25 protein-coding genes are annotated in these 17521 nt (G+C 67.4%); 7 read left to right on the plus strand and 18 right to left on the minus strand.

Going from position 1 to position 17521, the window contains the following annotated elements; all coding sequences use genetic code 11:
- Positions 1 to 7: 7 nt before the first annotated feature.
- The 12 genes from AC1RRV_RS21580 to AC1RRV_RS21635 all read right to left on the minus strand — a co-directional run bounded on the left by AC1RRV_RS21580 (position 8) and on the right by AC1RRV_RS21635 (position 6090).
- Positions 8 to 520 (minus strand): S26 family signal peptidase, encoded by a 513-nt coding sequence (locus AC1RRV_RS21580; protein ID WP_492861707.1) that lies wholly within the window; start codon positions 518 to 520, stop codon positions 8 to 10.
- Positions 517 to 990: a DUF2840 domain-containing protein gene (locus tag AC1RRV_RS21585; RefSeq protein ID WP_492861708.1), complete on the minus strand. Its 474-nt coding sequence runs from the start codon at positions 988 to 990 to the stop codon at positions 517 to 519. The genes AC1RRV_RS21580 and AC1RRV_RS21585 overlap by 4 nt, the downstream gene beginning before the upstream one ends.
- Complete coding sequence (locus AC1RRV_RS21590; RefSeq protein WP_492861709.1) at positions 987 to 1208, minus strand: hypothetical protein; 222 nt, start codon at positions 1206 to 1208, stop codon at positions 987 to 989. The genes AC1RRV_RS21585 and AC1RRV_RS21590 overlap by 4 nt, the downstream gene beginning before the upstream one ends.
- Positions 1205 to 1843 (minus strand): ParA family partition ATPase, encoded by a 639-nt coding sequence (gene parA, locus AC1RRV_RS21595; protein ID WP_492861710.1) that lies wholly within the window; start codon positions 1841 to 1843, stop codon positions 1205 to 1207. The genes AC1RRV_RS21590 and parA overlap by 4 nt, the downstream gene beginning before the upstream one ends.
- Positions 1840 to 2883 carry a replication initiator protein A gene (locus AC1RRV_RS21600; RefSeq protein ID WP_492861711.1) on the minus strand — a complete coding sequence of 348 codons (1044 nt, stop codon included), beginning with the start codon at positions 2881 to 2883 and terminating at the stop codon, positions 1840 to 1842. Before AC1RRV_RS21600 ends, parA begins: the two co-directional genes overlap by 4 nt.
- 2 nt (positions 2884 to 2885) lie before the next feature.
- Entirely contained in the window at positions 2886 to 3158 is a 273-nt protein-coding gene (locus AC1RRV_RS21605) for a helix-turn-helix transcriptional regulator (RefSeq protein WP_492861712.1), read from the minus strand.
- Between the two features lie 123 nt (positions 3159 to 3281).
- Entirely contained in the window at positions 3282 to 3782 is a 501-nt protein-coding gene (locus tag AC1RRV_RS21610) for a DUF2285 domain-containing protein (RefSeq protein WP_492861713.1), read from the minus strand.
- 16 nt (positions 3783 to 3798) lie between these two features.
- Positions 3799 to 3999 carry a transcriptional regulator domain-containing protein gene (locus tag AC1RRV_RS21615; protein WP_492861714.1) on the minus strand — a complete coding sequence of 67 codons (201 nt, stop codon included), beginning with the start codon at positions 3997 to 3999 and terminating at the stop codon, positions 3799 to 3801.
- A 106-nt stretch (positions 4000 to 4105) separates the two neighbouring features.
- The gene (locus AC1RRV_RS21620; RefSeq protein ID WP_492861715.1) at positions 4106 to 4372 is read right to left on the minus strand and encodes a DNA -binding domain-containing protein; all 267 of its coding nucleotides are present in this window, start codon (positions 4370 to 4372) and stop codon (positions 4106 to 4108) included.
- A 106-nt stretch (positions 4373 to 4478) separates the two neighbouring features.
- The gene (locus tag AC1RRV_RS21625) at positions 4479 to 4817 is read right to left on the minus strand and encodes a DUF736 domain-containing protein (RefSeq protein ID WP_492861716.1); all 339 of its coding nucleotides are present in this window, start codon (positions 4815 to 4817) and stop codon (positions 4479 to 4481) included.
- Positions 4818 to 5062: 245 nt separating this feature from the next.
- Positions 5063 to 5311, minus strand: a complete 249-nt coding sequence (locus AC1RRV_RS21630) for a hypothetical protein (RefSeq protein ID WP_492861717.1) — start codon at positions 5309 to 5311, stop codon at positions 5063 to 5065.
- A gap of 203 nt (positions 5312 to 5514) precedes the next feature.
- Positions 5515 to 6090, minus strand: a complete 576-nt coding sequence (locus AC1RRV_RS21635; protein ID WP_492861718.1) for a hypothetical protein — start codon at positions 6088 to 6090, stop codon at positions 5515 to 5517.
- 167 nt (positions 6091 to 6257) lie between these two features.
- Between AC1RRV_RS21635 and AC1RRV_RS21640 the strand changes: the two genes are divergently transcribed.
- Positions 6258 to 6623 (plus strand): hypothetical protein, encoded by a 366-nt coding sequence (locus AC1RRV_RS21640; RefSeq protein WP_492861719.1) that lies wholly within the window; start codon positions 6258 to 6260, stop codon positions 6621 to 6623.
- A 90-nt stretch (positions 6624 to 6713) separates the two neighbouring features.
- Here the strand turns inward: AC1RRV_RS21640 and AC1RRV_RS21645 are convergent, their stop codons facing one another.
- Both AC1RRV_RS21645 and AC1RRV_RS21650 read right to left on the minus strand, forming a co-directional pair.
- Positions 6714 to 8141, minus strand: coding sequence for a Shedu immune nuclease family protein (locus AC1RRV_RS21645; RefSeq protein ID WP_492861720.1), 1428 nt, complete (start codon positions 8139 to 8141; stop codon positions 6714 to 6716).
- A 42-nt stretch (positions 8142 to 8183) separates the two neighbouring features.
- A complete protein-coding gene (locus AC1RRV_RS21650; RefSeq protein ID WP_492861721.1) occupies positions 8184 to 8387 on the minus strand; it encodes a hypothetical protein in 204 nt (67 codons plus the stop codon).
- A gap of 216 nt (positions 8388 to 8603) precedes the next feature.
- On the opposite strand from AC1RRV_RS21650, the gene AC1RRV_RS21655 reads away from it, so the two are divergent.
- The 3 genes from AC1RRV_RS21655 to AC1RRV_RS21665 all read left to right on the plus strand — a co-directional run bounded on the left by AC1RRV_RS21655 (position 8604) and on the right by AC1RRV_RS21665 (position 9510).
- Entirely contained in the window at positions 8604 to 9086 is a 483-nt protein-coding gene (locus tag AC1RRV_RS21655; RefSeq protein WP_492861722.1) for a response regulator, read from the plus strand.
- Complete coding sequence (locus AC1RRV_RS21660; protein ID WP_492861723.1) at positions 9083 to 9262, plus strand: hypothetical protein; 180 nt, start codon at positions 9083 to 9085, stop codon at positions 9260 to 9262. The genes AC1RRV_RS21655 and AC1RRV_RS21660 overlap by 4 nt, the downstream gene beginning before the upstream one ends.
- 113 nt (positions 9263 to 9375) lie before the next feature.
- Complete coding sequence (locus AC1RRV_RS21665) at positions 9376 to 9510, plus strand: hypothetical protein (protein ID WP_492861724.1); 135 nt, start codon at positions 9376 to 9378, stop codon at positions 9508 to 9510.
- 139 nt (positions 9511 to 9649) lie between these two features.
- Here AC1RRV_RS21665 and AC1RRV_RS21670 read toward each other — a convergent pair whose 3' ends face one another.
- From AC1RRV_RS21670 to AC1RRV_RS21685, 4 genes are all read right to left on the minus strand, one after another.
- Entirely contained in the window at positions 9650 to 10099 is a 450-nt protein-coding gene (locus AC1RRV_RS21670) for a helix-turn-helix domain-containing protein (protein ID WP_492861725.1), read from the minus strand.
- A 172-nt stretch (positions 10100 to 10271) separates the two neighbouring features.
- Complete coding sequence (locus AC1RRV_RS21675; protein ID WP_492861726.1) at positions 10272 to 11186, minus strand: ArdC family protein; 915 nt, start codon at positions 11184 to 11186, stop codon at positions 10272 to 10274.
- A gap of 66 nt (positions 11187 to 11252) precedes the next feature.
- A complete protein-coding gene (locus tag AC1RRV_RS21680) occupies positions 11253 to 11600 on the minus strand; it encodes a DUF736 domain-containing protein (RefSeq protein WP_492861727.1) in 348 nt (115 codons plus the stop codon).
- Positions 11601 to 12365: 765 nt separating this feature from the next.
- A complete protein-coding gene (locus AC1RRV_RS21685) occupies positions 12366 to 14435 on the minus strand; it encodes a ParB/RepB/Spo0J family partition protein (RefSeq protein ID WP_492861728.1) in 2070 nt (689 codons plus the stop codon).
- Between the two features lie 419 nt (positions 14436 to 14854).
- On the opposite strand from AC1RRV_RS21685, the gene AC1RRV_RS21690 reads away from it, so the two are divergent.
- From AC1RRV_RS21690 to AC1RRV_RS21700, 3 genes are all read left to right on the plus strand, one after another.
- Positions 14855 to 15907 carry a hypothetical protein gene (locus AC1RRV_RS21690; RefSeq protein WP_492861729.1) on the plus strand — a complete coding sequence of 351 codons (1053 nt, stop codon included), beginning with the start codon at positions 14855 to 14857 and terminating at the stop codon, positions 15905 to 15907.
- 89 nt (positions 15908 to 15996) lie between these two features.
- A complete protein-coding gene (locus AC1RRV_RS21695) occupies positions 15997 to 16239 on the plus strand; it encodes a DUF7662 domain-containing protein (protein ID WP_492861730.1) in 243 nt (80 codons plus the stop codon).
- Between the two features lie 126 nt (positions 16240 to 16365).
- A complete protein-coding gene (locus AC1RRV_RS21700; protein WP_492861731.1) occupies positions 16366 to 17508 on the plus strand; it encodes a PDDEXK-like family protein in 1143 nt (380 codons plus the stop codon).
- Positions 17509 to 17521: the final 13 nt, after the last annotated feature.

Here is a 17521-nt window from a genome sequence, read left to right on the forward strand (position 1 = left end):
CGCCGCCTCACGGCTCACCGGCCTTGGCCGCACGCGACCTTGTCCAGATCGGGCGAGCCACGCCGCGCACCGAAGACAGCGGTGTGGGGCCAAGGTAGCGGCCGTCGAAGCTGCCGCGCGCCGGGGACAGGACGAAGATCTCATCGGAGGCCAGACGCCGGCACCCGCGCCATCGCGGCAAGGGCCGCCCCGCGCCGTCATGTCGTCTCGCCGCGACCGGTGCGGCGCCCTCGACCATCACCACGTCCCCCATCCGGCAGACGGATCGCCCAGGCAAGGCGACAACGGGCTTGACCAGGGGCACGCCCCGGGGGAGCCAGCCGCCGCGCGCCAGCCAGTCGGCGGCTTGCGGCGGCGGGTCGAAGGCGACGAAGTCTCCGACGCCGGGCGCCTTCTGGGTGAGGCGATAGAGGCCGACCGGCACGCTTTCGGTGGCGTTCCACAGCAGGCGGGGCGCAGAGGGGCGCCAGGCCAGGAGCAGGCAGGCCGCGCCGCCAAGGACGATGGCCGCCCGCCTCATCGTCCGGCCTTCCGCCGCAGAAGCCAGGCGCGATGACGTGCTCGATCATAGGCGCTTGGCGCCAGCCCCGCCTGCAGCCGGTTTTGAACGTGGCTCCAGTAGCTCGGCGCGATCCGCTCGGGCGCGTATCCGGCGGCTTCGACCGCGTCGATGACGGCGAGTCCTCGCTGGACGAGGGACCAGCCCCTAAACGCCGCCAAGACCTCGGCGCCGGGCCGGACGCCTGGACGGGTTGTGAAGGCCTGGCCCGGCGCGACGGCGCGCAGGATGTCGAGCTCGGACCGGGTGGTGCCGTAGTCGCCGCCCGTCCACCGGATGAAGGCGAAGATCGCGCCCGGCTCCAGTCGCACAGTCCGTCGGCGTCGGTCGTGGCGGACCTCGCTGCGCACCGCGCCGAAGCGAAGCCAGCGCTCGATCCGCGCCGGCCACCAGATCAGCTCGACCTCGGTCATGGGGAGCGATGCGTTCATGCTTCCGTCTCCGGGAATTCGCGATCGAAGAGATCGCGCACCATCTCCGCGACGGTCTGGCCGCGACCGAAGGCGGCGATCTTGATGCGCGCCCGGCAAGCGGGGGTGACGTCGATTGTCAGTCGCGCCGTGTAGGCCGAGGCGCGCAGAGGCTCGTCGGCGGCCTTGATCCAGGCCTCGGCGGCGGGCGGGCGGGCGGCGAAGGATCGATCCGTCATGGCGCGATGCTTTCGATCTCAGCGGCGACCGCCCGGACGTCCCGCGCGGCCAGGCCGTCGGGATCGAGCTCGGTGACGACCCGTCCTGTTTGCATGGCCTGGGCGAAGGCGACCCTTTGGCCCACGACATGCTCCAGGGCGAACGGCTCCTCGCGCGCCAGGGCCGTGGTGGTTTCCCGGGCGATCACCGTGCGCGCGAGGCGGCGGTTGATCAGGAAGCGGGCCCGCAACTGCGGTCGGTAGATCCTGGCCTCGGCGATCAGCCGCAGCATTTCAGCCGAGGCCCAGCCGTCCAGGGGCGAGGGCTGGACCGGCACCAGGACAAGGTCCGCCGCCAGAAGGGCCGATCGCATCAGGGCCGCCACCCGTGGCGGGCCGTCGATGATCAGATGATCGGTCTGACTGGCGAGACCTGGCGCCTCCTGGTGGAGGGTCTCCCGGGGCAGGCCAATAACGCCAAAGGCGCGCGGCAGGCCGGCATGATGTCGCGCCTGCGCCCAGTCCAAGGCCGAGGCCTGGGGATCGGCGTCGATCAGGGTCACGCGCCGTCCTTGGCCGGCCCAGTAGCCGGCCAGACTGATCGCCAGCGTGGTCTTGCCAACGCCGCCTTTCTGATTGAGGAGCGCGATGATCATGACCGGCCGCCTCGGCCGCCGCGCGCATCACCCCCGGCCGACAAAGAGTTAGAGTCTGGGTTAGATTCCAAGTTACGCGGCGCGGGAGGCCCTATGATGTAAGGGTTTGAGCGCAAGTCGCGCGCCTGATGTCCCGAGCCCTCTGCGCCCGATCTCACGATAGCCGCTGCGCCCGATCTCACGACCCCGTCCACAGGCTCGCCCAGAGCGATCTCCACGACAGCGGGCACGATGCGCAAGCGCTCGGGTCCGTGCGTGCGATCCAGCGACAGGTGGTACCCGGGCAAGGGCTGGCGGGCTACGATCCGGCGGATGTCCAGGGCGAAATCCGACGGGCGGGCCAGGCTGCCCGACTTGTGGTGCAGGTGAGAGAGCTCGAAGACCCAGCCCCGCACCTGGCGGCCGGCGTGCTTGCGCGCCACGCGGTAGAGCCAGCGCTCTATCCCGCCCGTCAGGCGGAAGTAGGCCGGATCGATGGTCAGCACCAACGACCGATCGACCACGCCGCGATAGAACCAGTCGGGCAGGACAATCTCCACCCCCTCGACGCGTCCGTCGCGGGTCGAGCGCTCCTCCCATTCGTTGATCCAGGAGAACTGCTGGCGTCGCCAGTGCTCACCCTGGCGGATCGTGGTGGCCACGACCGTCGACTGCAGCCGGCGCAGGGCCGCCTTGAACAGCCGGTACTCGGTGGCGCCGGTCGCACGTCCGACGCCCGTCAACAGCTGATAGGGGGTGAACTGCATCCGCCGCGAGGTCCGCAGGCCATGGTTCTCGGCATCGACGATCTGCGAGGCCGCCCATATCAGCACATCGGCGTCCCAGATCGTGGCCATCCCGTGCTCGGGCAGGCCGTGCACCTGAACCTCGACCTCTCCGGCCCGGTAGAGGATCGGGCGCACTCGTCGAGACTTCGACAGCGAAAAGAACGGACGCTCCATCAGGTCGCGTTGATCGCGCGGACTGGCGTCGCCCGTCACGACAATGAAGGGATCGAGCCGCTCACGCGGACGGATCGGAAAGTTCGGCTGCCGGCCCATGCTCAGAGCGCGCTCGTCGTCGAGACCGGGGCGTGACGCTTGGCCGGAAGGACATCACCCACGCCAGGATCGGTGGTCGAGGTCTTGGCGCCGCGGTCGGCCCAGGCCTGAAGGTCATCGATGGCGTAGACGACGCGACCACCGAGTTTTCGATAGGCCGGCCCCGTCCCGTAGGTGCGGTGTTTTTCGAGGGTGCGATGCGACAGACCAAGATAGGCGGCCGCCTGCTGCGTGCGAACGAAGCGCGGCGCGCCGGCGGCGGGCGTGGCGGACATGAGCGGACTCCCTGGTTTCGCGGCGAAGGCCCGGATGACCCCGCGCGGACTGGGGCAAAGCTGGCGGGTCCGTGCGGTGCGGAGGGAGTGCGAAGACGGGGATGCGATTTTCGCACCCCCTGGTCAGAGGAGCAGGGAGCGGTAGCCGCCGCCGACCAGGGCCGCGCCGTCGCGGGCCAGCCGCATCGTCGCGTCGCGCAGCGACGATGACTTCCACGGCGCCGCCGCGACGCGGGCGTCGCCATAGAGCGCGATGGCGATGTCGCGATAGGCGGCTCCGCCACGTCGGCCATCGACCGCGCGGAGCATCGCCTTCAGGCGACGGCGTCGCGGTCGGGTGAGCGGATCAGGTCGAGGCGAACCGCCTTCGAGCCGTCGCCAAAACCCCGCCAGCGCCTCCAGGCGGTTGGGCAGGGTGGCGTCCAGCGGCAACACCGCCGCCAGGGGCGACTGCGGCTCGTCGGGGCCCAAGAGCAACAACCGGCTTCGGCCCGGACCAGCTCCCGTCGACCACCAATGCTCGCCGGACGCCGATGCGTCGGGAGGCCGCAAGGCCAGGCCGACGTTCGTGGGCCAAGCCGTCAGCAGGATCAGGCCGGCGTCCGCCTCGGCGCGCCAACGCACGTCCGCGCGAGGGGCTTCAAGCGAAGGATCGACGGGGAAATCGCAACCCCCAGCGCGCTGTCCAGTCCGTCCCGCCGGGGGAATCCGGCGCGGCCTGGAAGTCCTTCTGGTAGTCGGGATTGCGACGAAGATATTCCCAGGCCAGATCGGCGGCTGAAAGTTCGTCCAGATAGTCGTAGGCTTCTACGGACCGCCACCGAGACGCGTCTGGCGACATAAGCAACTCCGGCAAGGCTCACTCAGAGATTGAGCGTCGCAGGTTGTTCCGTACCCAGAAGGGCGGGGTAGACCGAACCGTGCGGACAGGCGATGCCGCGCCGGCATCACCTCGGCGGGCCGCCCCCCAGCAGATCGCGATAGCCCGTCTGGGCCATCCAGCGCGCGCGCCTCAGATGCTCGTCGTGAATCCGGCGCGCCCGGGCGGGATCGGCGACGACGTCGAGTCCCAAAATCACGGACGCCGCCTCACGCCAGTCGGCGCGGGCGGCGGCGGCGTCCAACAGGCGCAAATAGGCCTGAAGGTGGGCGCGGTCGTAGTCGGTGACCTGCGGGTCGCAGATCGGCGTATCTCGAAGATCACCGTGGTCCATCGGGCCTCGCACTCCCGGCCGGGGCGTCACCCTACTGGAAAACGCCTGGGAGGGGATGGCTCCCGCATGTCATCGGGCGATGCGTCTGCGGCATCGCCCTGATGGTTTAGCCTGGCGCGCGGGGGCGGGGCTCCTCGCGCGGCTTGTCGTCCGGCTTGCGGATCCAGCTGAGCGCATAGGGTTCCTCGCCGGCCATGAGCCGAGCGTCGAGCGGCTCGGACCAGGTGGGATCGTCGAGCTTGAGATTGAGGATCGCCCCGCTGGCCGCGTCGTTTGGGCGCCACGCCGCGCCGCATTCGACGTCCCCGACATAGGCGCGAAACTCCGGCGCACGCGCCGAGAGCTTATCCACCGGAGTGAGGCGGACAGTGGCGTCCAGCTGCAGGGTCGTGAGGCGGCCGACGAAGCCTTCGCCGTCGCGCCGGAAATAGCCGATCGTGGTCATGTTGGATCCTTTCGCAGGAGGTCGCGGCGACGGATCCGGCATGGGTGGGGGACGGGCCGGATCGCGTCGCCGCTCGCCCGATGAGGCGATCGCGAGGCCCTCGACCGAATGGCGGATCGGCCCGCGCCATGACGATGAGCGCCCTGATCGCGCTCTCGCAAGAGGCGTCGGACGCCGATCGCGCAAAGACAGGCGCTGGCGTATCCTGGCGTAGGACCCGCCATGGGCTCGCAGCGGACAACACGCTAGGCAGGCGGTTCGCCACCGGGCGGCTCCACACGCCGGATTGCCCGCCAGTAGGGCCAGGGTACGCCGCTGACCTGTTCGACCTCGAACCAGGCTTCTTCTCCATCGAAGTCGGGTACGCGCTCGCGGTCGATGAAGCTGTTGCGACGGCGCTCGGCCCGCCGCGTGCCGCCCTCGAAGGTGAACATGAGGGTCTTGCCATGCCCCTCGCCCCCAAACTGGCGCACGCGGGTGAGCTTGACGACCATCCTGTGGATGACTCGGTCCGGTCTTGAGGCGTGCGTCGTCGCGCGCTTTTTGACGCGTGGGGGCGGCATGGCGATCTCCTTGTTCGCTAAATGTTCTCATCCCGTCTCGCGGCGGAGTCAACGGGATCGTCCTCGGATCGAGACTTGTTCGACGACCAAGGCTCGCATCGCTTCGAAGGTATTCGGCGAATTGGCGCTGACTCTCAGCGCGTGTTGGCGCCGAACACTTCCTCGATCATCGCCCTCATGAAGGTCGCGCCCGTCTGCGCCAGCGCGATCGGCGCCGGCGGATCACCGATGTCGTAGGCGAAGGCGTCTGGCACGGGCAGAGGCTTTCGGCCGCCGATCGGACGAAGGCGGATCGACTCTGGGAAGAAGGCCAGAACGGGCGGCGGATCAGCGGTCTTGGGGATCAGGGCGAGGTCGGGCAGCAGCGCGCCTGGGCGAGTTCCGAGGATTTCCACATCGTAGCCGCCGAGCGCTCCCAGTGCGATGGCGGCCTCGGACTTCTCGACGACTTCCAGCAATGTGTGGCTGTCGGCGTTGCGCGCCATGTGCAGGTAGTTGAGCGCGGGGTCCGCCTGAGCCCGCGACTTCCACGGGCGGTAGACGCCCCGAGCCTGACGCCCGCCCGCCGCATCACATAACTCCAGCGCCTGATACCAATAGACCAGGAAGTCACTCCAGTGGCGTTCTGCGTCCTCGAAGGTTTCCGAGGCTTCCAGGCCGGCGAGCGCGGTCTCGACCCGCTTGGCCTTGATGACGATCGCCCGGCTCATCGCCCCTCCTACCCGCCGCGCCGCCCGCTGAGCCTATGCCTGCCTAAACAGAAGAGACGACGCAGATCGACACCTGGATCGACAACACTACTTATCTTTATTTCGAAAATCTTGACACGCGCAGCAATATACTGTAGAGTCCCGTTTCAAGTCGCGGCTCGCCGGACTTGTTCCCCGAAAACCTATCTCTCGGCGTCGAACCCCGACGCGTCACCGAGGAGAAATCTCTATGTATAAGGACCTCTACACCTATGACCCTCCCTACCAACCTGCCTGACGTCATCAACGCCATCGCCTTCTTGGCCTTCGTTCTCGGCGTCGTGTTCTTCGTGCTCCCTGCCATCGCCAAGCCGCTCAGCAAGGCGCAGAAGGCGGCCCTATCCTTCACGTTTGCCAGCGGAGCGGCCTTCACCCTTTCGGTGGACGCACCGAACATGGCGATGACGCCGCAGAGCGCGCCGCCGCCGATCACCGCGCCGGCCACGTCTCAGACGTCACTGTCATCGCCGTCATCTCCTCCTCCCGCGATCTAGTCGGCGACACTCGGCCTTGACCGACGCGCCTGGCGTTCGCCCGTGCGGTCTTCCGCTCGGGGCGCCTTCGCGCGTCGGTCGCGTCCAAGGCTAATCCTCGGCAAGCTCGATCTCATCCTCGCCGTGATCATCCGGCTCGGTCGGCGGCGAAAGAAATTCAAGCAGGCCTCGCAGCTTGGCCAGAAGCTCCTCGTAGGTGACGATGATCACGTCGTTGAGGCCGTTGCGGAAAAGCTCCAGCGACTTCAGCTGAGCCGGGTCTGCTGGAAGCGCGCCGGCGATGACCAGGCACTTCACGGCATAGACCTGACGGTCGGTCTGACGCGAGGTGAACTGCAAAAGCGGCAAGCTCAGCGCCAGTTGGTAGCGTTGATCGAGAACTTGCGTCACCGCGCCCGCCAACTCAGGCGATGGCGGAAACACCCCGCCGCGATACTCGGCGCCAAGGAGCCGCGTCCCGGGCTTCTTGATCTCGACCAGGGCGATGTTCTCGGTCAGCCCATTGCGCGCCATGAAGTCGGCGATCTTCTCGCCGCCGCCGGAAAAGGTTCGCCCGCCCACGGAAACCCGCTCGCCAATCACGGCGATCGGCAGGCTGAACGCTAGGTTCAACACGAAGGGGTGCTCAAGGAAAAAGGCCTGCCAATCGGCCTCGCTGAGCGGCTTGGCGATCATCGTCGTCATGCGCGCGATCAGCGTTTCCAGCGTGACCACCTCCAGCTCGCGCCGCAGCTCCATCAGGGCGGCCGGTTCGTGTTCCGCCAGATCCTGCTTGGCCGCCGAGACCAACTTGATCGCCGCCATCTTGTCGGCTGGCGACAGGCGATCGGCCGCGACCGAACCCCCGACCGTCTTGAAGATGGTGTCCTTCCGGTAGGGCCGCTGCGCCTCGGGGAAGCGTTGGGGCAGGATGGCGGTCAGCAGGCTATTGTGCGCCAGAACCACCTTATCGGTGCTCGCCGACGCCAAGGCCTGGCTGTGGATCCGCCCCAGCCCCAGGCGCACGGCCTCGAAGTCTCCATAGGTCAGGACGTAATCCTTTCCCGAAAGTCCCGACCCTCGGGTGCGGCTGACCACGAGCGTGTCGACCTCGGGTATCTTCTCGACGGCCGCGATGATGTAGCGGATGTCCTTGAGCAGCCCCAGGCCATACTCTGGATCACGAATGAAGCCGGCGGGAAGTCCGGCGAGCGCCGGCTCCGGTCCGTCCTGCTCGAAGACCTCGGCCAGCCCGAACCCTTCCAAGGTGATGGCGCGTATCCGGCTGTACTTGGGCCCCAGAAAGTTCCCGCGCCCCGGCAGCGTCCCGTGCGGCCTGACCGTAAATTTGTCGGCGGCGACCTCGACCTCGATCAGGCTGATCAGGGCCGTTTCCTTGGTGACTGAGACGCCATAGGCCTGGGCGTCCTCGACGCGCGCGTCCGACAGCCGGTAGGTGGCCGAATAGTCTCCTTCCTCATCGGTGAACGTCAGGAATTCGCCTTTCGGCGCCTGGATATCGGCGAACCGGCTGGGCATCGATCAGGCTCCGGATGTGGACAGGCGCTGAGCCAAGCCGTGTCAGAAAACGCCAGCCTTAAGCTTCTCGACGTGATCGAGCGTCTCATCCACGGCGAGGATCGCGCGAAGCTTGGCCTCTTCGAGGCTGCTGCGCCAGTGCGGGATGGCCGGGTCATAACCGTTAGGCCCGTCACCGATGTAGCGGGCATGGACCTGCCACCGTCCTTTGGACTGCGGCGTGATCGTCAGCCGGACCTGCTGCACCTCGGCCGCCAGCCCGCCACCATCGCGCCATCACCAAGGGTGGGTGGCCCTATACCCCCGCCCCTCCGCCCACGTGGGGCTCGCGCCAATACAAGCTATCTTTCAAATAGTGTTGTAATGATGTCTGGATCAGGAATTTATTACGAGCCGCAATCGAGGCGATCCTGAAACAATTGTTCACCCTATGGGTTTGCCTATCTCATAGGAATTCAGAAAATGGCCCGCGATTGCATCTTGTATGTCGAAGATGATCTGTTGTGTAGCTTAGAAAATTCGGAAGTTATTCGAGAGAGTGGATTCGACGTGGTCGAAGCCTGTAGCGCTGCCGAGGCGGCGGCGGTGATCGATCGGCACGATCCCCTCGCGGCCCTGGTGACGGACATCGATCTCGGCGACGGCGCCGATGGTTTCGAGGTCGCGCGTCATGCCCGTTCCGCCTATCCGGGCCTTCCGATCATCTATGTTTCAGCGGCGGCGGCGGCCCGCATTTCGCTGGAAGGTCTCAAAGGCGCGGACTTCATCGCCAAGCCTTTCCACGCCCAGCAGATCATCGCCGCCCTGCATCGCATCGTTCAGACGGAGACCATCCTGTCCATGCTCGACGCGGCCACTCCGAACGGGGTTTGGGCCAGGGTGACCAACACGCCGCCGAACCCGCCCGCCGACAAGACCCAGGCGATGACGGAGACCCTGCCGTGATCGTTCACGTCACCTTCGCGGAAGGCCAGGTCATGCTCGCGGACTGCCGGCTGCAGCTGGGATGCTATGGCGAGGTCAACGCCTTGGTCCGGGCCGCGTGCGATCAATTCCACGCCAAGAATCCGGACAGATCACTCTTCGACGGTGTGACCGTCACGTTTCAGCGGGCCGTGTGAGATGGCTCTGCGGAAGCTCTATCCACCGGCTGTAATGGAGCGCAGTTATGCCAGGCCCTGGTGAGCAGATGATCATGCGAACTTCGAACGAGTGTCGCGCCATGGCGTGTGAGATGGAGCGCAAGGCCGAAAGCTGTCCCACCTGTGAGTTGCAGACCGAATTCCTCGACCTGGCGAAAACCTGGCGGGGCATCGCCTTGATGGCGGCGTGGCAAGACGCAGCCGAGCGGCATGTCTGGCTGGGCTAGACGAGGTCCCCACGATCAACAGGTCTAACCTTCGCACCCGCCTTTGCGGGCAAGCTCGCGGCTTGGCCCATATGGCGATGCCAACTAGATATCGGAACGAACAGCGCCCGCGCCGCGGCTGAAATGCCTCCCCCGGCGCCTAGGAGGCGTTCGGCGAAACGGCCTCATCGGCCATCGCGCGCACGAGGTCGAGAACCTGCCGGCGGATGCGGGCCCGGCCGATCTTCGGGAACGTCTCGGCCAATTCCATCCCCTCGGGCATGTTCAGAAAGTCCGTGACGATACGATCGGCGGCGGCGCCGACGACGTCGCGCTCGCTCGTCACCGGGTCGGCGAGCCCGTCGAAGAAGAATGAGATGGGCGCCTGCAGCGCCCTGGCGATCTCATAGAGCTTCGATGCGCTCACCCGGTTGGCGCCGCGCTCGTATTTTTGGACTTGCTGGAAGGTCAGTTTGAGCGCGTCGGCCAGGTGCTCTTGGCTGAGGCCCAACATCTTCCGGCGCATGCGCACGCGCGCCCCGACGTGAAGGTCGACCAGGTTCGGTGTTCTAGCTTCGGGGATCGCGGTCACGACATCTCCACGGCCCATCCGCCGGTTGGCGGCGAGCCCTCAAGTTCGGCCATGGGAGAAGCGCTTTCTCATCGCCAAGACAAGCGTGTTCCCCTAACGCGACACGGTTATCGCGACATCGACCATGCAGCGCGCGCCGAACCCCTGGGCACGGCCCAATAGGCCGGCGGCGGGGCCGCCGGCCACAGGGTCAACCTGCCGAAGACAAGGCCTTCAGGTAGTCGACGGCCTTCTGGGCATGGGCGGCGGCGGTGAAGATCGCCCGCATGTCGCCACCCAGCACGCCAAGCCATGCGCCGATATAGGCGGCGTGATCGGGTCGAGGCGCCAGATCAATGCCGAGTTCGGCGCAGAGGAAGGCCGCGCCAAGCTCGGCCACGAGTTCCTCTCGGGCGTAGCCTTCGTCGCCGAAGGTCTTGCGGCCAAGATCGCGGTCGAGCCGCGAAGGGTGTCGCGTCCAGTGCACGGTCTCGTGGCTTCGGGTGGCGTAGTAGTCGTGAGGGGTGGCGAAGGCCCCGAACACCGGCAGGCGGATGCGGTCCGCGACGAGATCGTAGCAGGCCATCTCGCCGCCGTGGACGACCTCAGCCTTGGTGGCGGCCAGGAAGGCGTCGGCCTGGGCGATGCGCTCGCTTTCCGGCAGGGTCGGCGGCGTGGCCTTGAAACGATCCGCAAGCCCGTCGATCTGCTCGACGTTGAAGACCGTATAGGCCTTCAGGAACGGGATCGACCGCTCGACATCCTCGCCCTGGTCGTTGGTCTCCTGGCGCGTGACGCGGTTGGCGTAGACGACCATGGTCCCCTTCTCGCCCTTGCGCACCGCTCCGCCCAGTTCCAAGGCTTGACGGAAGGTCATCCAGATGGGGGCGGCGTAGCCGCGTTCGACGGCCGCGCCCCACAGCACCAGGGTGTTGATGCCTGAGTAGGGCTCGAAGCTGTGGCGTAGGGGCCTCGAGACAGGACCGGCGGCGTGGCCGCTCGTCCAGGGCTTGGTCCAGGGCGTCACGCCCTTGGCGAGGTCGGCGAGAATCTGATCGGTGATGGTCGAATAGAGGTCTTGGCGGGTCGCGCCGTCCTGGCGCGAAGGGGTTTGGGCGCGCGTCATGGCCGCCTCCTTGCGAATGACGGGAAGGGGACGCCCCGCCGCCACAGGCGGCGGGGCGTGGCGAGATCAGTCCTCGGCGTCGGGCTCGGCGCTCGGGCGGGCCTCGCCCTTGCGAACCGGACGGGACCAGACGAGGTCGAAGCCGTCCTCGGACGGGAACAGGCGGGCGCTGATCGGGTCGGGGAAGCTCGGGTCGTCGAGGCTGACCGACAGGAAATCGACACCCTTCTTGGAGGTGTATTTCCAGGCCGCGCCGATATCGGCGCCCTCCGAGTAGATGCGATAGACCGGTTGGTCCTTGGCCGGGTCGCCGTCGATCGCCTTGAAGACGACCTTGGGAACGAAGAGCTTGAGGCTGCGGATGGAGCCGACGAAGCCGTCCGACGTGGCCTTGAACGTGCCGATGCGAGCCATGGGATAGTCCTTTCGCTTCTTCGGGCCGCGACCATCGCGGCCTCGATGGCGCGCCGAAGACCGGGGATGGGCGAGGACGGCAGGCCGCTCCCGGCCGACAGGCAGGGCGGCCCCGCAGCGCAGCGGAGGACCGCCAGGGGCGGGTTTGTTGCCTCGCGAGGAAGGCGCGCCGGAACCCATCGGGTGGAGACGGCGCCGGGGAAGAAACCCTGGCCCCAAGGTTGCCCGACGACCCCGCCTCGGTCCGGTTGCAGCCAGGAGAGGCCGCAGCGGTTGCGATCCGACCGAAGGGAAAGGCCTGTGCCGGGGTTCGCCCTCGGCGCGTTCCAGGCCGCGTCGGATGGCGGCGGCGGCGTCCGCGCCGAAGACGCGCGCGCCCCGAGGTCGTCATCAGGACGGTCGACGGCGACCCGGCCAAGGACCAACCGGTCCATCGCATCTACTCCGAGAACGCCGCTGTCGCGCTCCCTTGAATACGCCCCATGGAGGCCTGTCGCTTTCCTGCCGGTCAGCCTCGACGGCCCGAGCTTTCCCGACCCGATCCGCGCCCGCCTGCTCCCGCCGTGACCGGGATCAGGCGAGGACTGCGTTCCGGCGGTCCGCAAGGGCGAGGCCCGCTCGCGCGTCGAGCCCGACGCCGAGACCTGATCTCCTCGCGCCCCGCCGCCTGTGGCGGCGGGGCATCCCCTTCCCTTCAGTCGCAAGGCGGCGGTTCTGGCGCGCGCCCAAGCCGGACCGCGCAAGGCGGCCCGGCCCCAGGGACGACTACTCGGCCGCGATCAGATGCTCCCCGGTCTTGGTCGGCGCGACACTGGCGTCGTCCGGATCACCGGCCCCGGCGATCAAGACCTCATCGCCCGGCGCCTGCGGCGGGGCCTTGGTCCGCAGCAACACCGGAAGCCAGCGGGCCTTGACCAGATCGGGCTCGGTCGCCGCCACCAGATCGACCTTCTTCAGGCCCGACAGACGCTGGGCGGTGTCGGGCGAGACGGCCTCGCTCGTCGCCGCCAGCACATGTGCCTTGGTGACCCGAGACAGGTAGCGCTCGGCGGTCGGCTGCCAGAAGGCCGTCATGTCGAGGCTCGCCGCCGTGGCCAGGACTTCGGCATGGGCCAGGGCCGCGCCGCGCCCGCCGAAAGCCTTGACCGCATCGACCGTGCGCCCCACGCAGAAGGCCAGCAGGCTGGCGCGACTGTCGGCGTCGAGGCCGACGATGAAGTCCCAGACCGCCGCCGGGTCCTCGGGCACGTGCTTGGCCCACTGGCCAAACCGGGCCTCCAGGGCCTCGTAGGCCGGGTTGGTCTTCACGCCTTCGCCATGCTCGGGCAGGAAGGTTGAGGTCGCCTGGATCGTCAGGCATGAAGCGCGGCCGACGCCGTGGAACGTGCAGAGCGCCAGGACGTGGGTCAGGGCGATCAGGGCAAGGTCCGGATCGTTGGCCAGCGCCAACCGCAGACCCGCCGACCGATGGGCGGTCAGGTCGGCGATGAGCTTGGCCGACAGCGGCGCGCGCGCATCGCCCTCGGGCTCCTCGCTCACCGGTGCGGGCTCGTCGTCGGCATCATCGCCTTCTGCCTCGCCGTCCGCTTCATCGTCATCCTCGTCCGGCGCGCCGGCGACAACCTCGTCCTCGGGCAGGACGAGGCCACGCTCGATGCGCGGCTCGCCGTCATAGCCAAGGATCACCCAGACCCCGGCGCGGGCGAGGTCCTCGGCCGCGTAGGCCTCGGCGGGCTCTTCCAATTGGGCTTCCAGCGCCGAAAGACGCGCCTCGATCTCCGTCGGCAGGTCCTCAACGCCGCCCCATTCCTCGCAGAGGACGTTGTAGGCGTCGCGTTGGGCCTGCTGCTCATCGCTGACCGGCACGGGCTTGGGCCACACCCGGCGCAGCCCGTGGCCGTGCGGATAGTCCAGGCGCCATTGCGCCCACTTCCAGCCCTCGGCCGTCTGGATGTCCTGGGCGATGTCCGAAAGCTTGGCGGCGACCAGCTCGTCGATCAGGGCCACGTCCGACAGGTAGCCACCGCGATCCTCGGTGAAGAGGTCACGGATGACGGCCCCGCCCGCCGCGACATAGGCCTCGACGCCGATGAAGCGCACGCGGCGGTCGTCGGCCTGCACCGTCTTCTCCGTCATGGCCCGACGAATAGCGGACGGGTGGGCTTGGGCGTAGGTCTCGAAGACCTGGAGCTGGCGCGCGTGGTCCTCGGAGACGGCGAAGGCCATCAGCTGATCGAGGGTCAGCTCGCCCTCACGGTGACGCGCGATCAGCGACGGGTCCACCGCCGCCAGTCGCAGGCGCTGGCGCACGACGGCGGCGGTGACGCCATAGCGCGCGGCGATGGCTTCGGCACCCCAGCCCTTGCGCTCGGCCAGATCGCGGAACGCCTCGAACTCGTCGGCGGGCGCCAGCGGCTCGCGGGAAATATTTTCGTCGAGGCTGACCTCCACCGCGTCGTTGGCCTCGTCCACCAGACAGCGCACGAGGGCGTCGCGCGGGATCAGCTTGCGCTTGGCCAGCAGGCGCAGGGCCAGACGCCGACCTTCCCCGGCCGTGACCAGGGCGTAGCCGGTCTCGGAGCCGTCCGCGCGGCGCTCGGGTTTGACGACCGGCGGCTGGATGATCCCCTTGGTGAGGATCGAGGCGGCCCGCGCCTCGATGACTTCCTGGCTATGGCCGCCTTTGCGGACATTGTCGGGCGAGGCCTTGAGCTTGTTGAGGGGATAGACGCGCTCCTCGCCGGACCGGACGGCGCCGGTGTCGGTGAGGACGAAGTACTTGGCGGCGATCACGTCGTCGGCGGCGTCTTGGGCGGTTTGACTGGACACTGACATGACAGGTCTCCCGTTGGGGGTTGGGGGCAGGCGCGGGTTGCGCCTGACCCCTGCCCGTCGGCGAGACCGGGGGGTGCAAACGGAGCGGCGGTTTCGCGGGGACCCGGCTGCAGCCGTCGCCGTCCTCGCGCCTTTCGCCGCCCTCGCGCCCGCGAAGCTGGGCGGAAACCGATGCGAAGTGCGCCAGGGGGCAGCGCCCCCAAGCCCGCGGCCGCGCCCCGCGCGGCCGCCATGCAAAAAAGTGAGTTCGCCGCCCCAGGTCCCAGGAGTTTTCGCGACCTGGCCCGTCAGGGGGTCTACGGGTCGGTTGGGTGAACGCCATCCGAACCAAGTCTGGACACGCTTCGGTTACTCCCGCGCATCCATGCGTAGTAGCCGCTAGAGTAGAGCGCGGTAGCGGAGTGGCGTCGATGAATGACATGACCAACCGGTTCCCGATGGCGGCCCAAGCCATCCTCACGCCCGAAATCCTATCGACTTCGGTGCAGGTCAGCGGTCAGCACGGCGTCTTTCTGATCAAGGGCTTCGCCCGTGACGTCCGGGCCTGGCCCGCGACCGGCGCGCCCCGGCATGTCTACGGAATCCTGCAGCTGGGACCAGCGTCGATCCGCTTCAAAACCGATCCGATGAACGCGCCTACGGAAGGCGAGGCGGTGATCCTGTCGGCGTGTCTCGAGGTAAAGCCGCCCAAGGCCGCTGGTCGTGATCGATGGAACGGCGCGTTCGAGGTCACACTCATCGCCGAGAAGGCCGGGACCTGGTCGCCGGGCGCGGCCGATCGCGAGGTGGTGCAACTGACGGCTCGAGCCGACCGCTTGCCGCTCGAGGACTTCCTGGACACCTATCTTCCCGACCGGTTGACGGTTCTGGTGTCGGGAAAGGCCGAGGCCGATATTCAGCAGGCCTTCACCGAGGCCGGCCTGATCCAGCGTCCGCGGATCGTCCGAGCCCGTTTCGACGACGAAACCTCGATCATCGAGGCCGCGCGACAGGCTGTCGCCGACGGCGCCGAGGCGGTGGCGCTTGCGCGCGGCGGCGGGGCCGGCCTTGAGCTGACGGCCAATTCGCCGCGACTGACCCAGGCCCTGATTGGGCTTGGACGACCGTTCTACAGCGCCCAGGGACACGGGGACGACGTGTTCCTGATCGACAAGCACGCTGACGACTGCTTCGCCACGCCATCAATCTTGGGCCTGGCGATTGCGCGCGGCGTGACCCAGGCCAATAGTCGCCGGCAGGATCGTGAAGCGCTCGGCCAGACGCGCCTTCGCGCCGAAGAACTACAGACCAGACTTGATCAGACCTCTGCGACAATGCTCGCGACCAGTGAACGGCTAGCGGCAGCCGAAGCCGCGCGGGGACGGCGGATCCACGCCGACAAGCTCGGCGTCAGCCTGTCCTGGCCGGCGGCCTTGGGCGTCGCCGGCGCGATGGTCTTCTTGGTCGCCTTGACCTTCATCCTCATAACCTAGCGCAGGCGCTTCGCCCGCAACGCCTGCGCCCAGGTGACGCCGCGGCCGATCGATCTTGCGAACGGGGTCCTGGTGCGCAAGGTGCATCGATGGCCAAGTACGAACCGCTCAGACGTTACCTCGCCCGCCAGAAGGCGAGCCGTGTCGAACTGACCTTCTCCGAGATCGAGCGCCTGATCGGCGCCATGCTCCCCAAGAGCGCCCAGCGCCCGCAATGGTGGTCGAACGCCGACGGGCACACCACGCCTGGCGTACAGACGGCGGCTTGGCGCTCGGCTGGCTTTTCTGCCTCGATGAGCGGGGACGAGAAGGTGCGGTTCGACCGCAGCTAGAGCCGCGATCGTTCAGCCGCTAAGGTCCATTAGGCCAAGCTTGGGAGGCGTGCGCTGCCTGATCCTGAAATCGAAAACGCGCTCAATTATCTGGTCGACGATGACGGGTTTCACCGCCTCGATGCGATGCTCGGGCGGTTCAATCTCTTCGAGGCGATGGGCGGTGTTCGCGCCGAGTTGCGCCACTCCAATTTCCTGGGCTTCCTGTTTACGCCAGCGAGGGCTCATGGCCTTGGCCCCTTAGCGCTTGAAAAGACGCTTCGCGCGATCTTGGAGGAGGTTCCGCCTGAATTCAGGCCGATCCGCCCGCTGGAACTGGCGCTCGCCGACCTCGACGACGCGGTCGTTCATCGCGAGCGGGAGAATATCGACCTGCTGATCGAGATCGCCTCGTTGAATCTGATGGTGCTGATCGAGAACAAGGTCGGCTCTGGCGCCGGCGAGGGCCAACTGCAGCGCTACAAGGAAACCCTTCAGCGACGCTTCCCCACCCGAAAACACCTCCTGATCTTCTTGACGCCCGACCGCGTCGAGCCGGACTGCGAGGGCTATGTGCCGTTCAGTTACCGCCGGCTCGCCGAAGTTCTGGACGACCTTTCGCGCCATGACAGCGTCGCCGCCGAACCCCGGCTGATCCTGTCCCACTACGTCGAAATGCTGCGGAGACACGTCGTGCCCGACGAAGAACTCAAGACCCTCGCGCTTCGGCTCTACGAGCGCCATCGCGAGGCGTTCGACTTTGTCTTCGAGGTCCGTCCCGCGCCGCAAGGCCTGCTCGACGCCCTGAAGTCGCGGGTGCTGGGCATCGAGGGCCTGGTCGAGGATCGCTCATCGATGACCATCTTCCGCTTCCTGCCGGCCCGATGGGACAGCGATCTCCCTGCGGCGCGCTGCAGCCGGTCGCTCTGGACGCGCAGCGGCCGGGGCCTGATGTTCGAGATCAAGGTCAATCCGACCACTGGGCGAGTGCATGTAATCTTGGTGTTGGGACCGCTGGAAGCGGAGTTGCGACGTAGGATTTATAAGGCCGCCGCCGATCGTCCGGAGATCTTCAAGGGTCTGGTCAAGCCGATGGGCCAGCAGCACTCCACCCTCTACAGCCGCGAGCTTCTGACCCCAGCGGTGGCGCAAACGCTGGACTTCGAGCAGCAGAGTCTGGCTGTTTCTCTGGCGTGGTCGGAGTTCCAGGGCGAGGAGCTGCTTTCGCTGATCAAGGCCGTGGAAACCATCGTCAACGCTGCCGCGCAAGAAGACGCCGCCTCCGGCTAGCCGGCGACGGCGC

The sequence above is a fragment of the Caulobacter sp. GW821-FHT11E10 genome (assembly GCF_058808375.1).

What these genes read in the sequence shown, in the direction of transcription:
- AC1RRV_RS21580 (WP_492861707.1), bottom strand. Translation starts at nt 520, where the DNA reads ATGAGGCGGGCGGCCATCGTCCTTGGCGGCGCGGCCTGCCTGCTCCTG.
- AC1RRV_RS21585 (WP_492861708.1), bottom strand. Translation starts at nt 990, where the DNA reads ATGAACGCATCGCTCCCCATGACCGAGGTCGAGCTGATCTGGTGGCCG.
- AC1RRV_RS21590 (WP_492861709.1), bottom strand. Translation starts at nt 1,208, where the DNA reads ATGACGGATCGATCCTTCGCCGCCCGCCCGCCCGCCGCCGAGGCCTGG.
- parA (WP_492861710.1), bottom strand. Translation starts at nt 1,843, where the DNA reads ATGATCATCGCGCTCCTCAATCAGAAAGGCGGCGTTGGCAAGACCACG.
- AC1RRV_RS21600 (WP_492861711.1), bottom strand. Translation starts at nt 2,883, where the DNA reads ATGGGCCGGCAGCCGAACTTTCCGATCCGTCCGCGTGAGCGGCTCGAT.
- AC1RRV_RS21605 (WP_492861712.1), bottom strand. Translation starts at nt 3,158, where the DNA reads ATGTCCGCCACGCCCGCCGCCGGCGCGCCGCGCTTCGTTCGCACGCAG.
- AC1RRV_RS21615 (WP_492861714.1), bottom strand. Translation starts at nt 3,999, where the DNA reads ATGTCGCCAGACGCGTCTCGGTGGCGGTCCGTAGAAGCCTACGACTAT.
- AC1RRV_RS21620 (WP_492861715.1), bottom strand. Translation starts at nt 4,372, where the DNA reads ATGGACCACGGTGATCTTCGAGATACGCCGATCTGCGACCCGCAGGTC.
- AC1RRV_RS21625 (WP_492861716.1), bottom strand. Translation starts at nt 4,817, where the DNA reads ATGACCACGATCGGCTATTTCCGGCGCGACGGCGAAGGCTTCGTCGGC.
- AC1RRV_RS21630 (WP_492861717.1), bottom strand. Translation starts at nt 5,311, where the DNA reads ATGGTCGTCAAGCTCACCCGCGTGCGCCAGTTTGGGGGCGAGGGGCAT.
- AC1RRV_RS21635 (WP_492861718.1), bottom strand. Translation starts at nt 6,090, where the DNA reads ATGAGCCGGGCGATCGTCATCAAGGCCAAGCGGGTCGAGACCGCGCTC.
- AC1RRV_RS21645 (WP_492861720.1), bottom strand. Translation starts at nt 8,141, where the DNA reads ATGCCCAGCCGGTTCGCCGATATCCAGGCGCCGAAAGGCGAATTCCTG.
- AC1RRV_RS21655 (WP_492861722.1), top strand. Translation starts at nt 8,604, where the DNA reads ATGGCCCGCGATTGCATCTTGTATGTCGAAGATGATCTGTTGTGTAGC.
- AC1RRV_RS21665 (WP_492861724.1), top strand. Translation starts at nt 9,376, where the DNA reads ATGGAGCGCAAGGCCGAAAGCTGTCCCACCTGTGAGTTGCAGACCGAA.
- AC1RRV_RS21670 (WP_492861725.1), bottom strand. Translation starts at nt 10,099, where the DNA reads ATGGGCCGTGGAGATGTCGTGACCGCGATCCCCGAAGCTAGAACACCG.
- AC1RRV_RS21675 (WP_492861726.1), bottom strand. Translation starts at nt 11,186, where the DNA reads ATGACGCGCGCCCAAACCCCTTCGCGCCAGGACGGCGCGACCCGCCAA.
- AC1RRV_RS21680 (WP_492861727.1), bottom strand. Translation starts at nt 11,600, where the DNA reads ATGGCTCGCATCGGCACGTTCAAGGCCACGTCGGACGGCTTCGTCGGC.
- AC1RRV_RS21685 (WP_492861728.1), bottom strand. Translation starts at nt 14,435, where the DNA reads ATGTCAGTGTCCAGTCAAACCGCCCAAGACGCCGCCGACGACGTGATC.
- AC1RRV_RS21690 (WP_492861729.1), top strand. Translation starts at nt 14,855, where the DNA reads ATGACCAACCGGTTCCCGATGGCGGCCCAAGCCATCCTCACGCCCGAA.
- AC1RRV_RS21695 (WP_492861730.1), top strand. Translation starts at nt 15,997, where the DNA reads ATGGCCAAGTACGAACCGCTCAGACGTTACCTCGCCCGCCAGAAGGCG.
- AC1RRV_RS21700 (WP_492861731.1), top strand. Translation starts at nt 16,366, where the DNA reads ATGCTCGGGCGGTTCAATCTCTTCGAGGCGATGGGCGGTGTTCGCGCC.